We start from the raw sequence: 15,288 nt of genomic DNA, 5'->3' as shown, positions 1-15,288 counted from the left end.
ATGTTTCCAGGCGATCCAAGCTCAACCGAACGGAGCATTCCATGAGCAAACGTCGCCATAGCGGCCGCGTCGCACTGCCTTCGCCGCAAGCACGGCGGGCAGACCCCGTACTTTTCTTCAACCGTCTCACCGCGGCCCTGTCCGGCCTGATGCTGGGCGCCGTCGCGCCGGCGACGCTGGCCCAGGAGGCCGCCGAGACGGGGGTGAAGACGCTTCCGGCGGTGACGGTCTCGGGGCAGGCCGAGGCGTCGGCGACGCCATACGCGGGCGGACAGGTCACGTATGGCGGCCGCGTGGGCTTTCTCGGCGACAAGGATTTCATGGAGACGCCGTTTTCCGTCATCAGCTATACGGAAAAATACATCGAGGACCTGCAGGCCAGGGACATCACCGACGTAATCGCCAGGACCGATCCGTCGGTTTTCACCAATGGCGTGGCGGGCGCATGGAGCGAGGCCTACTCGATACGCGGCTTCAACGCCAGCACGACGGATACGTCGTTCAATGGGCTGTTCGGCATGGCCCCGTACTACCGGACCATGCCCGACATGTTCGAACGCATCGAGGTCCTGAAGGGGCCGTCCGCCCTGCTGAACGGCATGCCTCCCGGGGGCTCGGTGGGCGGGACCGTCAACCTGGTGCCCAAGCGCGCCGGCGCGGAGCCGCTGACGCGCCTGAGCGCGACCTATATGTCGGACGCGCAGTTCGGCGGACACGTGGACCTGGGCCGGCGCTTCGGCGAGAACCAGCAGTTCGGCCTGCGCTTTAACGGCGTGTACCGGAATGGAGACGGCCCCATCGACCATCAAAAGAGACGCGCGCAGTTGGCGGCGCTGGGGCTGGACTGGCGCGGCGAGCGCGTGCGCGTTTCCGCCGACCTGTACGACAGCGATGAGCGCATAGACGGCGTGACGCGCGGCATCAACCTGGCGCCCGGCATCGGCGTGCCCAGGCCGCCCAAGGCCGACACCCTGCTGAATCCAAACTGGGGTTACGCGAAGAACCAGGACAGGGGGGCCATGATCCGCGGCGAGTTCGACGTCGGCGACAACCTGATGGCCTACGCGGCGATCGGCACCAGCAGAACGGAGTACACCTACAGCGGCGCCATGTCGGCGCAGGTGTTCAACGACGCGGGCGACTTGCGCACTTCGATGGGCCAGTTGAACATGAACCTGAAAAAGACGTCGGGCGAAGCCGGGTTGCGCGGCAAGCTGCAGACCGGCGCGATCGGGCACCAGTGGGTTCTAAACGCCACGTACTACTCTGACGACCAGCGGGACTATGGCCGCCGCTCGGTGCCCGGGGCGGATTGGGTCACCAATATCTATGACCCGGACTGGGGGCCGGCTCCCGCCGGCTTCTGGCCGCCGATATTGCGCAGCAAGACGCGCCTGGTCAGCTACGGCCTGGCCGACACCCTGTCCTTCGCCGAAGACCGCGTGCAGCTCACCCTGGGCGTGCGTCGGCAGGAAGTCCGCAGCGATACCCTGAATCCGACGACCGGGGCGTTGACCGGCCGCTATGACGCGGGCGCCAACTCGCCGGCCGCCGCGCTGCTGATCAGGGCGACGGACAATGTCTCCTTCTACGCGAACTATATCGAGGGCCTGAGCAAGGGCCAGACCGCGCCGATAACCGCCGCCAATGCGGGGCAGCTCTTTCCGCCGTACAAGACCAAGCAGAAGGAAGTCGGCCTCAAGGTCGACCTGGGCGACTTCACCCATACGCTGGCGCTGTTCGAGATAAACAGGCCGAACAGCTATGTGGATCCCGTCACCAACGTATTTTCGTTCGGCGGCAAACAACGCAATCAAGGCGTGGAATGGGGCTTCTTCGGCGAGCCGATGCCGGGCGTGCGCCTCATGGGCGGCGTCGCGTACATCGACGCCAAGGTCACGAAAGCCGCTATTGCCGCCAACGAAGGCAGGCAGGCCACAGGCATTCCCAGGCTTCAGGGCAAGCTGGGCGTGGAGTGGGACGTGCCGGCGGTGCAGGGCCTGACATTGACGGCCAATGCGACGTCCGTGTCCAAGCAATACATCAGCGCCGACAATTCCCTGTCGGTCGCCGGGCACACGACCTACGACGTGGGCGCGCGTTACGCGACCAGGGTGGCCGACCATCCCGTCACGCTGCGAGCCAGCATTACCAATCTGACGAACAAGACCTATTGGGCGATGCCTCAGCTGTCGAGCCTGGCGCTCGGCGCGCCGCGCACGTTCATGCTGTCTGCTTCAATGGACTTTTAAAGCCGGTCGCGCCTGAGCGGGCCCGGAACGCGTTTGTGTCCTCCTGCGCTTCGTCCACCAGCGCCAGAAACTGCCTCAGCTCGCGGCTATCGTCATTCGACTTCGTGTTGAACGCGCTGGACCAGGGCAAGGACCCTCAGGCCGTGCATCGTCTCCGGGCATCGGCGGCGTGAACGCCGGCGGGAGTCACAGCCCGCCGCGCACGTCCATCAGGCAGCCCGTGACTGCCCATGGGAATGGAGGAGGAGAGCGACGTCAATACCACGCAGGGTTGCGTGCGCGACCCCGGCGCAAAAGTAGCGGGCAGTCGTGTCGGCTGCCGCCTGAGCTTAAACTGTCCCCGAAAAGCCTGGAAACGGATGCGCGGCGCGATGGCGCGCGGCCGGGCCTATTGAAGAGGACTGTCCAGTTGAAGAACATTCGGGGCTATTGGTTTGGCATCGCGGTTTCCTTGCTCCTGGCGGGCCTGGTGGCCTTCCTGGGCGTGGTGGCCGTGTCCAGCGACAACCTGGGCTGGGGCATGGCGGCGTTGCTCAGCTATGGCGTGTTGTTCGGCGGTCCCCTGGCGCTGGTGCTGGCGCTGACCTGGATCGTGTACATGGTGCGCGGCCGGGGCGATGTGCCCGGGCGCGTGCACGCGCTGCTTTTCCTGCCGACGCTGCTGGCGCTCCTGATCGTGCCGGTCGGCGACGCCATCGAGCAGGGCCGGCGCGACCGCTTCAGCGAGGCGCATCCCGCGATCGCCGAGACGCACGTGAATCTGAGCGGGGACACGGTCTGGCTGGATATGCGCCAGGCTTCCACGTCGATGGGCGCGTCGCCGTACCTGGAGCCGGCCTCGGCCGGGAACCGGGCGTTTTCCAGTTTCCGCCGTTATCCGGGGCCGTCCTCCGGCGCGGCGTTTCCGTATGAGGGTTCGCGCCTGAAGCAGACAGTCGAGCGCTACCAATACGCCGACGCGGACGGCAAGCGCGGCGCCTCGCTGCCGCTGCGCCGCCTGCCGTATCCGCAACTGGACAAGCTGCTGCCCGCGTACGGATACGGCGAGGCCGGGCTGCTGGTGTACCAGTACTACCACTATGCCGACCATGTCGAGGTGGCGCCGACCCTGGCGCGCTTTTCGGGCATGACCGAGGACCGGATGGCGGCGGCTCGCATTCCGGGCCTGGCGATCGTCGGGATGGAGAACTACACGCCGGAGACCATCGCCCGGGTGGAGATCAATGGCCTGGCCTACGACATGGGGCCGTATGCCGCGGGCAGCCTGTTGTCGCAGCCATGCGACCCGGGGCGCGGCGGCAGCCCGGTGCTGCTCGACCTGGAGCAGCCGCTGCGCGTGCGCTGGCAGACCCAGGAAGCGCCGCAGGCCTGGCGCGAGGCGGCGGTGTCGGTGCCGGCCTTCGGCGCCGCCGGCAGGAACGATCCGGACGGCGGCCTGACCCGCGTGCTTCTTTACTTCCTGCCCGACGGGGCCGTGGCCGCCGAGCGCTACAAGGAAATCCGCGCCGGCGGCAAAGACCTGGCGATCCGCGCCACGGGCATGCCCGCGGCGGTGCAGCCGTATTCGGCTTGCGGGGGCGCGTATGCCGGCTACAACCCGCAGACGGTGAGGCTGCTGGCCAATTGAGTGGGCAGCGGCCGGCCCAAAGGCAGCGCAAGGGCAGGCGTAGCCCGACGCTGCGCCTGCCTTTGCCGAACCGCTTCAAAACGCCCACGACACCGACACGTCCGCCCCGACGTCCTGCTGGCCCGGGCTGAACAGCCGGGTCGCCACGCTGGCGCGCACCGCGACGTTGGGCTGCGGCGCGAAATCCAGGCCGGCGCGCAGGCCCATGGCGTCCGGCGCGCCGACGGCGATCCGCTGCCCGAAGGCGATGCCGGGCGAGGCCGCGAAGCGGGCCTGTTGCGTGGCGTAGCGGGAGAGCCATTCATGCTCCCAGGTGACGGCCATGTAGCCTTGCAGGCGCCGGGCGTTTTTCAGCTGCCAATCGCTGCGCGCCATGAGGCCCAGGCTGCTTTGCAGGCTGTCGGCCTTGAGCGAGGACAGGTTCAGCCTGCTGGCCGCGGGACCCGATTCGTCCACGCCCGGGCGATAGGCGTGCACGTAGTCCAGGCCCAGCACGGGACCGACGGAAACGGCCCGGTTCAGCGGCCAGGCGTAGGCGGTGGCCAGGCCGGCGTTGAAGCTGGCGCCGTTCCAGTCGCTATCGTGGCTGGCCTGGTAGTCGGAGAAGCCGACGCCGCGTTTCATCCTGCCCTGTTCGGCGCCCGCCCTGGCGTAGGCGGCGAAATGCAGGCGCGGATCTTGCGCGGCCTGGTAGCGCGTGTGCACGCCCAGCTGGAAGGCCGTGCTGGAACCCTTGCCGTTGTGGGGCGAGCGGCTGGTGCTGTCGAGTTCGGAGATGCTGAGGTTCAGGCCGTAGGTCCAGTCCTGGCGCGTGTTGCGTTCGAGCCCGACGAGCACGCCGGTTTCGCTGGTGCGATGGCTGGCCAGACCCTCGCGGCGGTCCTGCGTGGCGTGGTATCCGTAGGGCTGCACGAAGGCCTGCCAGCCGGACGGGCGCGTGGCCGGCAAGGCGGTGAACAGGCCGCGCGTGCCCAGCAGCGCGCCCACGCGGTGGTCGCGCTGGATGGCGTCGGCCGTCAGCGCGCCATAGGCGCCGGGGCCGAGCTGTTCCAGCGCGGTGGCGACGTCGGCGCCGTCCATGCGGGAGAAGTCCAGCGAGCGGTACAGGTCGCGCAGGGGCAGCTGTTGTCCGGAGGAGGCCTGGCCCAGGGCCCGGCCCAGCGCCGCGCCGTTGCCGGAGCGGGCGAATTGCGAGTAGGCGTCGCTGCTGCGCATGACTGACCAGGCGTAGCCTTGCGGCGAGCCGGCGTCGTCGCGGGTGTCGACCAGCAGCGTGGGCGACGCGATGCTGGCGACCAGCACGTCGAAATCGCCTTCCTGGCGCGCGGGCTGGAACAGCTCGGCGGAGCGCACCGTCCAGCCGTCGGCGTACCAGTCGGGCTGCAAGGCCACGTGCAGTTCGCCCGCGACGGAGGCCAGGCCGCTGACGGTAAGCGTGTCGCGCCCGCCGCTGGCGTTGGTTTCCAGCACCAGCCGGCCGGTGGATTCCTGCACGTAGTTGCCGGCGATGGCGATGCTGCCGAACGAGTTGCCGGGGCTGAGCGTGCCGCGGTTGCGGAACGCGCCGGCGTCGTTCATGGTGTAGCGGCTGTTGCCGGACAGCGTGGCGCCCGGCGCGATGTCCAGCGAATAAAGCCGGTGTTCGCCGTTCAGGGAAGTCTGGCCGCCCGCGAGCCCGACGCGCAGGTTGCGGATGCCCTGGATATTGCCGTCGTAGCGGAACGTAAAGCCGGCGTCCGGCGCGTCCAGCGCGCGGCCCTGCGCATCGGCCAGCCTGCCGAAGTTGAGCGAGGTCAGGCGTTGTCGGCCCTGTTCGTCGACGCGCCCGTACAGGGAAACGATGTCGCCTTGGATGGAGGCGCCGCGCAGCACGTTGATTTCGCCGACCAGGGCGTTGTCGGACATGTAGATGGCGGCGCGGCGGCCGGCGACCGATCCGCTGATGTCGACCCGCCTGGCCAGCGGGCCTTCCAGTTCGGGCAGCAGGGGCAGCGGCCCGTCCTCGGTTTCGCGGATGTAGGAGCCGCGGTATTCCGACGCCGAGCCCATGCTGTTGTTGCCGAAGTCGAAGGCCAGCGCGATGCCGTCGCGGCCCAGCGCCTGCACGTCGCCGCGCTGGATCAGCACCTGGTCCCTGCCGTAGCTGAACATGATGCCGCGCCCGTTCCAGCCGTTGCCGTGCACGCGGACGCCGGGCGCGATGGCCAGCGTGTTGGCGCTGCCGTCCACGCGGATGCCGGCGCCGCCGTCGCCGGCGCTGAGCAGGTCGGCCGACTGGGTCACGCGGTTGCGTTCGCCGTAGATGTGCAGGCCCAGGCCGAGCGTGGCGGTGTTGTACGCGCCGGGAACGTACGCGGTGCCGGCCGCGTTGCGGGCGGCGTACGGGTTGCGGTTGTCCAGCGTCAGGCCGTCGCCGTAGATCGAGAACCCGAAGAAGTTGCGGCGGTCCAGCTGCAGCCCCATGTCCTGCATGGCGGCCAGTTCGGCCTCCATGAAGTTCGTGTAGTTGCGGTAGTCCTGGTGGCTCATCAGGCTGTTGCGCAGCTCGATGTGGCTCATGTAGTCCTCGTCCAGTACGCCGGCCGACAGCATGCGCACCGGCAGGCCCGGCATGGCGCCGGCCAGCACGTCGTCGACGTGCCGGCCCGAGAAATAGCCCTGGTCCTTGCGCACGTCGAAGGCATCGGCGCTATAGGGGTGGTCGCACTGGCTGCACATGATGGCCTGGCCCGCGCGCGCCGGGTTGCCGTTGTCGTCGCGCAGGTGCTCGGACCATTGGTTCAGGCGCTCGCCGAAACGCGGCGTGGGCGAGCCTTCGAGGTCGTCCTGCACGCCGCTGTGGATGCCCAGGGCATGCCCGAGCTCATGGAACATGACGCCGGAGAAATCGAGCCGGGACGGGTCGCGCGGCAGCTGCGAAGGCACGTGTTCCAGCTCGTCGAAGTCGAGGCGGCCCACGGCGATGTTGGCATGGCCGTTGGGTTCGGGGCCGCCGTCGCGCGCCATGGCGGCAAGCAGCCTGGTCGTGAGCGTATCGCGGCCGGCGACCGGCGCGTCGGGGCTCATGGCGCCGGCGTTGGCTTCGTCGTAGGTGCCGATGTGCAGGACCGGCGGCACGTGGCCGGGCCGCAGCGTGACGATCTCGGCCCACAACTCCAGGCCGGAGACGATCTTGCGTTTCTGTTCGGGCGACAGCGTGAAGGTGGAGTATTCGCCCGGGCCTTCGTCGAATACGGCGAAGGGGCCGTCGCCCGGCCCGAAGAAGCGGGCTTCGAAGGCAGTCTGCCCGTTCTTGTTCTTGATGGGCACGATGTCGAGCGCGTGGCCGGACAGCGGCAGGGCGGCGATCGAGGCGGCAAGCAGGGGGCGGGTGAATCTGGATGTGCGGGACATAAGCGGAATCGGACAGGAAGGCGAAAGCCGGGCGTCGCCGGCGCGTAGGTCGAGCAGGCGGGACGAGTCTAGGCCGGATGAAAAGCGGGCCGTTAGCACGTCCATCCCAATCGACGGCCGGGTTGTTGTCCCGGCGTCCCAAAATGCCATGCGGGCGCAACCCTGCGTGCTACATTCCGTCTGATACAAAATGAAACGGAGGAGCGTGGTGGGCATTCCTCAGCGGCATTTTCAGACCTCGGCACTGCCCGTAGAGGCCAGGTTCGAGATCTGGCGCGATCGCATGGGCGCGATGTTCGACATCGATACGATCGACGGCCGGCGGGATCTCCGCGTCGACGTCCGCAGCTTCAATCTGGGCGGCATGATCTTCAGCAACATGGAGGTGGACCCCTTCGTGTTCGAGCGTTCCGCCCGCAAGGTCCGGGCCGACATGCTGGACCACGTGATGCTGCGGTTCGATGCGCCCGCGCACGCCGGCCAGAAGCCCCGGATGCTGACCATGGACCTGGGCCAGCCGCTGGAACGCGCGCCCATCTCCACGCGCAATCTATCGGTCATCCTGCCGCGCGCCACGATGGCCGGGCTGGTCCGCCAGCCCGAACGGCTGCATGGCCAGTTCGTGGAGGGCGGCAGCATCACGCTGCTGTACGAATACCTGCGCGCGCTGTCCACTTCCATTGGCTCGATCGACGCCGGCCAGGTGAGCGGCATCCTGTCGGCGACCGAGGGCCTGATCGCGGCCTGCGTGGGCGGCCTGCAAGGCGGCCCGGCCAAGGCCCGCGCGGGGGGCAAGGCCACGGCCTTGATGCGGGCGCGGCGCCATGTCGAGGCGCATCTGGCCGACCCGGCGCTGAATCCCGAAGGGATCGCGGGGGCGTGCTCGATCTCGCGTTCCAGCCTGTACCGGCTTTTCGCCGACCACGGCGGCGTGGCCGGATATGTGCAGGAAAGGCGGCTGGTGCGCGCGTTCGCCATGCTGTCGAACCCGTCGAACACCTCGACCATCGCCATGACGGCCCATCGCTGCGGCTTCTCCAGCGACGCCTATTTCAGCCGCGCGTTCAAGCAGCGCTTCGGCTGCTCGCCCAGCGAGCTGCGGGCCGACGCGCTGTCCGGCGCCCGCGCGCATCGCCTGGGCGAGCGCAACCAGGCCATGGCCGACAACGTGTTCAAGGCCTGGGTCTCGGGCCTGTCGGGCTGACGGGCCCGCCAGGCCGCCGCTAGGCGCGCGGCGTGTCGTCCTCGGGTTCGGCGCGGGCCTCCAGTTCGTTGCCCAGCACCTCGGCCGCGTCCCCGCCCGGGGTTTCCGGTTCCAGGCGGCGGCGCGTGTGGCCGGCGGCGCGGGCGTTGTCGCCCTCGTCGGGGCGTTCGGTCTGCATGAACACGTTGGCCGGGGGCGCGTAGCCGCGCTTGTCCTGGCCGAAGTACACCACGGTGTGCGGGTAGGGCAGCTCGATGCCGGCGGCGTCGAAATGCTTTTTCAGCAGCCGGTTGTAGCCGCGCTGCACCGCCCATTGCATGCCCGGAGTGGTCTTGATCAGGATGCGGATGGTCACGCCCTTTTCGTTCACGGCGGTGACGCCGGCCACGGTCATTTCCTCCAGGATTTCCGGCCCCAGCACGGTGTCGGTCATCAGTTCGGCGAAGGCCGCGCGCAGATGCTCGATGGCGTCGTCCACGCTTTCGCGGTGGGCGATGGTGTATTCGCCCAGGTGGTAGGAGAAGTCGCGCATGTGGTTGGCCACCACGTCCACCGAGGAGAACGGCACCAGGTGGTAGCCGCCGTCCAGCGTGCGGATGCCGACCGAGCGTATGGTCATTTTCTCGACCGTGCCGAACACGCCGGCCACCTGCACCACGTCGTTCTCGTTCATGCCGTTTTCAAGCTGGATGAAAACCCCGGTGATGATGTCCTGCACCAGCTTCTGCGCGCCGAAGCCGATGGCCAGGCCCACCACGCCGGCGCCGGCGATCAGCGGCCCCACGTCGATGCCGATCTGCGACAGCAGCACCATCAGCGTCATGGCCACGATCACGATCAGCGCGGCGTTGCGAAACAGCGCCAGCAGCGTGCGCTCGCGCGCGCTGGGCATGCCGCGCCCCTCGCGCTGGCTGAGACGGTGCTCGATGATGCTGGCGATCACGGTCCAGGCCAGCGCCGCGATCAGCAGAACGATGACGATGTTGAGCACCACCTTGATGGCGGCGGCGCCGGCGTCCGAGGCCAGCCAGCGCGACAGGTCGAATGCGTGCCACGCGTCCAGGATCAGCAGCAGGATCACGATGCGGATGATCCAGCCCAGCAGTTTCAGGGCCGCCGGCACGTAGGCGTTGACCCGCGCCTCCAGCAGCGGCAGGCGCCGGCGCAGGTCGTCGGCCAGCCGGATGGGCTTGGCCAGCATGGTGTTCAGCAGCAGGATCAGCAGGCTGCCCACGCCGATGACCAGCAGGGTCTGGGCGGTGGCGTGCGCCATGAAGGGGAGGGCGTTGATCGGGTCGATCTGGCTGACCACCAGCAGGATGGTGAAGTAGCCGATGCCCAGCACGTGCCACACGCGCGCCAGGATGCGCAGGCGCGAGCCCATGAAGGTGGCGGCGTTGGCGGCGCGGCGTTCCAGGCGTTCGCGCACCGGCTGGCGGTTCTGCCAGATCACGCGCACCGCGTAGACGTACACGGCCAGCATGATGACCATGCTGGCCAGCCGGCCCAGCGCGGGCGACAGCGCGGCCGACATCACCGGGTCGATCAGCAGCGTGCCGTAGCCGGCTGCCGTGACGATGCGCTGCAGCCACGCGGCCCAGTACCGGGCCAGCTCGTCGGTCATGGGCAGCAGGCGCAGGTGCGGATGGCGCACCGCGAACACCGTGCGCACCAGCACCTTGACGATCTCCACGTAGACGAAGGCCTGCAGGAACACGGTCGCCAGCGGGTCCAGCGTGCCGCGGCCGGGCGTGCTCCACAGGGCGGCGGCCGCGCCGGCCATCGCCGCCAGCAGCACCACCGCCGCGTCTATGGCCACCGCGCCCACGATGGCGCCGGCGCGCCGCGACAGCACGCGCATGGTCAGCGGCGCGCCCGGCTTGCGCGAGGCCTCGGCCTCGCAGCCGTGTTCGGCCACCCAGCGGTCGATGCGCGTGTAGACGAGCATGGCGATCGCGCGCAGCAGCAGAAAGGCGATGATCGTGGCCGCGGCGGCCAGCGCCAGCGGCAGCAGCGCGCTGCTGGCCGCGTCGCCGTCCATGCGCAGGCTGCGCCCCGAGGCCAGGCTGCGCATGTCGTCCACGCCCTGTCCCATATCGGCGGCCAGGCCGGTCAGGAAGCGCTGCACCCCGTCGGCCATGCGTTCCCGCAGGCCGGGCTCCGCCGGCGCCTCGGCGGCGGCGGGCGCGGCGGGCTTGGCGCCGGACGCCTGCGCGCGCAACTGGTCCACCAGGGCTTTGCGTGCCTCGGCGTTTTCCAGCAGGTCGGCCAGGGCGGCCGGGGTCAGTTCGGTGGAGGCGGCGGCCGGTTGCTGCGGCAGCAGCGGGCTGGCGGCCTGGGCCGCGGATTGCCAGGCCAGCGACAGCCAGCACAGCATCGCCGCCAGCAGCCAGTGCGTCAGGCGCCGCCAGGGATGGGCGGCTGGTTTGCGGGGCAGGGGGGCGATGGGTGCTGTCGTCGCGGATCGAACCACTAGTCAATCTCCTTTGCGGGCAAAGGGGGCGAAAGCAACGAACGCGGGGTTTAAGAAGCGCCGTTTTTTCGCCGTTAATACGGAACGTTCAACTTTAGCCTGGAGTTTTCATGGCCTCCAAATTCGTGTTGCCGGCGCTGGGGCTGCTGTGCGCGGGCGGATTGGGGCTGGCCGCGCAGCAGGCGCAGTCCTCGCCGGTCGCGCCCATGAGCGTGCGCTTCACCGTTCCCAGCGTCTGCTCCGTTACCGGCGCCTCGGGCCGTCCGTCCGTGCGCTGCGCGCACCAGACGCCCTGGCACATGCGACGCGTGGCTGGCCAGGCGTACTGGACGGTCGAGTTCTGATCCTCAGAACTCGACGGTGGCCGTCACCACGTCGCTGTACTGGCCCGGAAGCGGCGCCGTCTGGGCGGGGACCCTGCCATAGACCCGAACCTGCTGGACATTGCCGGTGCCCGTGCCGGTGACGAACGCCGTGCCTGCGGTGCCGTCGCCCCACGGCACCGTGCGCGCCGCGGTTGTATGCAACTCGTAACGCACCAGCTGGTTTCCGGTGCTGGAACGCATGTACCGCTGGCTTACTGTGCCGTTCTGGCCACCGTTCAGACGTATCCGGTAGGCGTCGTTGTTGGTGCAGCGCACCGCCAGGGCCGTGTCGGCCGAATGCGCCACGCTGAAATCGGACACCGCGCCGAAATTGAGCGGCGTGGCCGAAATCGTGCAGTTGTTGGTTACGTTGGCGTTCACCGTGAAGTTGAAGCTGGTGCGAGAGCTCAGACTTGCGCACGAAGGGCGCGCCACCATATAGAACCCGTAGTCGACCGTCGCGACCCCGGCAAAGGTTTCGGAGTAGGTGGTGGTGGCGTTGTTGGCCGTGGGCACGGTGTACTGGCCGGCCAGGATCTGGCCGGTGATGGGCTGGTTGAACGTGACCTGGCCGCCCAGCAGGGGCCGCGAGAACTGAATGGAAATGGGCGTGGTGCCGTTGGCGGTCGAACCCCACAGGGGCGACATGGACGAATTCGGCGAAAGGCGGTATTGCAGTCGGTTGGCGCCGTTGGCCATTTGCCGGGGATCCGCGGCGGTCGACCCGCTGCCTATGCCCAGGTTCACGCAGACGAGGGCATAGGCCGACGTGAGCAAGCCCCAGTTGCAGGTCACTGTCAGCGTGCCCGACTGCGTGATCGCCGAGCCGAGCAGCGGGTTCACGTTGGGAAACGTCATCGGGCTTATGGAGCCGCTGCAGGTCTGCGCTTGCGCACTGTTTCCGGCCAGGCAGCAGGCCGCCAGGAGCAGCGCCGCGATGATGGCTTTCATGGCGTTCTCGCACAGGTTACCGGCCCGAGGCGGGGCAGGCTGCCGTCGTCCGGCTGTTGGAATGGGAACTGCGCGGTGCAGGCCAGGTCTCGCCCGCGCACGTCCAGATGATTGAGCGGCCCGAGCCCGCGCACGAAGGTCTGGCTGCCGTAGCCCACCACGCCCTCCGTGCCGCTTTCGCGGTGCACCACTCGCGCGCCCACCGGCAGCGGTTTGCCGTTATCGTCGCGCAGGTCCACCGTGGCCGCGGCCTCCCGGGTGATGCCGAATTTCGCCAGCACGCCGGATTGCGCCTGGGGCACCACGTCCTGCGAGTAGGACGTCACCTGCGCATTGGGCGGCAGGTTCAGGCCGTCGATTTCCAGCGTATTGGCCTGATAGCTGTTCAGGTCCGGCACCACCAGGTGGCCGCTGGCGCCGGTATGGCCGATGACGCGGTTCTGGTGCAGGATGGGCAGGTCGGGCTCGCCGGCGGAAACCAGCGCGAAGCCATCGTCGATGCGCCGCGAGGGCTGCGCCACGCCGTCCATGAACACCAGGGCGCCGTTCAGGTCGAGTTCGCCGACGGTGCGTCCGTCATAGCGCTGCGCGCCGACGGTGATTTCGCCGGCGTCGCCCAGGTAGCGGACCCAGCCCTGCTCGTAGCGGCCGGCGGCGTAGGTGCCGGCCTGCACGCCCCAGCCGAATCCGCCGCCGTAGTCGGGGCTGCGGATCGCGCTGACGTTGGTATAGGCGTCGCCGTCCTGCCGCCCCGCCGTGGCGTTGACGGACAGGTCGTCCATCGCGATGCCCAGGCTCAGGAAGGCGCCGCGGCCGTTGCTGTCGTTGAAGTCCTGGTAGGCGCTGATGGACAGGGTGGCGCGGCTGCCCAGGCGCGTGCTGTAGGAAAGAGAACCGATATGGGCGGCTTTGACGCCGGGATAGCGCTGTCCGATATAGCTGAGCGATACGGTCTGGCCGCCGTTCAACGGAACGGCCAGCGTGGCGCGGTCGCTGACGCGGGCCGTCGGGATGCCGTCGTTGGCCGCCAGGTCGGCGTAGTCCGAGACTGCGCGCAGGGTCTGCAGATCGATGGAATAGCGCTGGTCCACGTACTGGTAGCCCAGGCCGACCTGCAGACCGCTGTCGTGTCCGGTGCTGGCGGCCAGCGAGGCGTTGACCACGCCCGCCGTGCCCAGCTTCGCCAGCATGCCGGCGCCGGCGTTGTACAGCCCCGGCGTGGTCTCGCCGTGGGCCTCGACCGTGAGGGCGTTGGATACGCCGTATTGCCAGGTCGCGCTGAGCGCGGGGTCGTCCTTGTAGTCGAACGATTTCCACCCGTAGGCGCGGCGCAGAAAGCCCGCCTCCACCGAATAGCTCGACATGCCCCGCGCCAGCAGCCGCGTATCGATGTAGATGGGCAGCGATTGCGATACCGGTCTGCCCAGGGCGTCGCGGGTGACGACGTTGGCCTGTCCGAAACCCGTGATGCCGGCCACGTTGTCCACCACGAACGGCCCGCTGGGCACGTCGCCGGAATAGCGGCGGATGTTGTTGATGTAGACGTCGACGGAGGACGGCACCACGGCGCTGCCGGCGAAATCCGGCATGGGGAAGGTCACCAGGTCGGGCCGCAGCGCAAAATTGCGCCGCCATTGCAGGCCGGCCATGCGGATGGAGCGCGACCATGTCAGCGAGCCGGAAATCGTGTCGCCGATCTGGCTGGCGGTCAGTGTGGCGGGGTCGGAGTGCGTCCAGCTCGTGTCGTACCGGACATAGCGCCGCAGATCGCGGTAAAGATAGGCGGAGCCGGTATTGCTGAAGACGCCGTTCCTGTCGAAATAGCGTTGTTCGCTCCAGACCGCGAGCGGACTGGCGCTCTCGGTGCGGGCATACAGGTCGTAGTTGACGAGAAAGCCGCGGTCGGCGGTGGCGGCGCCGGGCGGCGTCAACCCGCGGGCGTCGATACGGTTCGGGATGCGCAGACGCTCCGGCATATCAAGATCCACTGTTTGCGCGGCCGCGTCGTAGCGATACTTCAGGCCGGCGATGCGGTCCAGCGGGATCTGTTCGTCGTCGGCCACGCCCAGCGCAGTGGTGTCGATACCCATGTTGCGCAGGTCGATGCCGCGCGCCGACAGGTGGCCGCGCGTTTCCTGGAATCGGGCGATGTAGCGGCTGGGCTGGCCGTCGAAACTGACATTCAGATAGACCTCGAAGGTCGCTTCTTCGTGTGTGGCGGCGGCTTGCGCCCGCGCCGCCCAGGGGACGGCCGCGGCCGCGATCATCAAGGTCAACGGGATGGCGCGGGCGCAATACTTCACTTCCCTGTGCCGGATTGCACCGCAGCCTGACCCGGAACGCTATTGATCCGCGCGGACACCGAAATGGGGCCGCCCAATTCTGGCCGGAACGGCAGGCGCCACTGCCGCACGCTGTTTCCCAGCACGTATCCCAGCAGCCCGTCGCGCACGCGATGCTTCCGGCCGCCGACGACCAGGGTCACGTCGCTGAGCTGGGCGCGATGCGCGCCGCTATTGCTTACCTGCAAGGCCCAGTCCGGACCCTCGCGCACCAGCGACCATGTCAGTTGCCGCTCCACTGGAGCCTGCGGGGCGGCGCCTACGAATACCGGCACCGAATAACGCAGCCGGACCTGGACGCCGGTTGCGCTCATGGAGTCGGACGGCGCGATTTCATCGATGATCAGGCGATACGGTGTTTCGCCGGAGCGGGCCGCGGGTTCATGCTGCAACAGGCGGATCACCTGGGTTCCTCCTGGGGCGATCTGGATCATGGGCGGACTGGCCACCAGCGCCTCGGTTTCCCGAAGCACGTCTTCGGTGGGGGTCTGGCTCCATGCATACACGCGCACCTGGCCGTAGATGGGCGCGGCGCCCTCATTGCGCAGCGTCATGGTCGCCGCGCGCTCGGCGCCGTCCAGATTCAGCAGGACCGGCGAGATCTGCAGATTGGCGGCGTGCGCATGCGAGGCCACGCCGATCAGGCAGACTGCCGCCGCCTGGCGCATCAATCCGGGCATC

The 15,288-nt window shown here is 68.5% G+C and carries 9 protein-coding genes; 4 read left to right on the top strand and 5 right to left on the bottom strand.

Translation table 11 applies throughout. From position 1 onward, the window contains the following. Positions 1-41: 41 nt before the first annotated feature. Positions 42-2,252: a TonB-dependent siderophore receptor gene (locus tag A6B37_RS11340; protein ID WP_111825791.1), complete on the top strand. Its 2,211-nt coding sequence runs from the start codon at positions 42-44 to the stop codon at positions 2,250-2,252. 409 nt (positions 2,253-2,661) lie between these two features. Continuing rightward, a complete protein-coding gene (locus tag A6B37_RS11335; RefSeq protein WP_111825790.1) occupies positions 2,662-3,879 on the top strand; it encodes a hypothetical protein in 1,218 nt (405 codons plus the stop codon). Positions 3,880-3,954: 75 nt separating this feature from the next. Here A6B37_RS11335 and A6B37_RS11330 read toward each other — a convergent pair whose 3' ends face one another. After that, on the bottom strand, positions 3,955-7,272 hold the full coding sequence (locus A6B37_RS11330) for an autotransporter outer membrane beta-barrel domain-containing protein (RefSeq protein ID WP_168202178.1): 3,318 nt from the start codon (positions 7,270-7,272) through the stop codon (positions 3,955-3,957). Positions 7,273-7,462: 190 nt separating this feature from the next. On the opposite strand from A6B37_RS11330, the gene A6B37_RS11325 reads away from it, so the two are divergent. After that, on the top strand, positions 7,463-8,476 hold the full coding sequence (locus tag A6B37_RS11325; RefSeq protein WP_111826317.1) for a helix-turn-helix domain-containing protein: 1,014 nt from the start codon (positions 7,463-7,465) through the stop codon (positions 8,474-8,476). A 19-nt stretch (positions 8,477-8,495) separates the two neighbouring features. Here the strand turns inward: A6B37_RS11325 and A6B37_RS11320 are convergent, their stop codons facing one another. Next, complete coding sequence (locus A6B37_RS11320) at positions 8,496-10,853, bottom strand: mechanosensitive ion channel domain-containing protein (protein ID WP_102773901.1); 2,358 nt, start codon at positions 10,851-10,853, stop codon at positions 8,496-8,498. Between the two features lie 206 nt (positions 10,854-11,059). Here A6B37_RS11320 and A6B37_RS11315 point away from each other — a divergent pair, with 206 nt between their 5' ends. Next, a complete protein-coding gene (locus A6B37_RS11315) occupies positions 11,060-11,293 on the top strand; it encodes a hypothetical protein (RefSeq protein ID WP_111825788.1) in 234 nt (77 codons plus the stop codon). Positions 11,294-11,296: 3 nt separating this feature from the next. Here the strand turns inward: A6B37_RS11315 and A6B37_RS11310 are convergent, their stop codons facing one another. Genes A6B37_RS11310 through A6B37_RS11300 form a run of 3 tightly spaced genes read right to left on the bottom strand, consistent with a single transcriptional unit; the run spans position 11,297 to position 15,287 of the window. Beyond that, positions 11,297-12,265: a spore coat U domain-containing protein gene (locus tag A6B37_RS11310; protein ID WP_111825787.1), complete on the bottom strand. Its 969-nt coding sequence runs from the start codon at positions 12,263-12,265 to the stop codon at positions 11,297-11,299. Then, the gene (locus A6B37_RS11305) at positions 12,262-14,568 is read right to left on the bottom strand and encodes a fimbria/pilus outer membrane usher protein (RefSeq protein WP_246842452.1); all 2,307 of its coding nucleotides are present in this window, start codon (positions 14,566-14,568) and stop codon (positions 12,262-12,264) included. The genes A6B37_RS11310 and A6B37_RS11305 overlap by 4 nt, the downstream gene beginning before the upstream one ends. Next, the gene (locus A6B37_RS11300; protein WP_168202177.1) at positions 14,565-15,287 is read right to left on the bottom strand and encodes a molecular chaperone; all 723 of its coding nucleotides are present in this window, start codon (positions 15,285-15,287) and stop codon (positions 14,565-14,567) included. Before A6B37_RS11300 ends, A6B37_RS11305 begins: the two co-directional genes overlap by 4 nt. Position 15,288 lies beyond the last annotated feature (1 nt).

Source organism: Achromobacter sp. HZ01 (assembly GCF_003267925.1).
GTDB classification, from domain to species: Bacteria; Pseudomonadota; Gammaproteobacteria; order Burkholderiales; family Burkholderiaceae_B; genus Achromobacter; species Achromobacter pulmonis_A.
The sequence above is the reverse complement of the archived record's forward strand: the minus strand, read 5'-3'. Positions and strand labels throughout refer to the sequence as shown.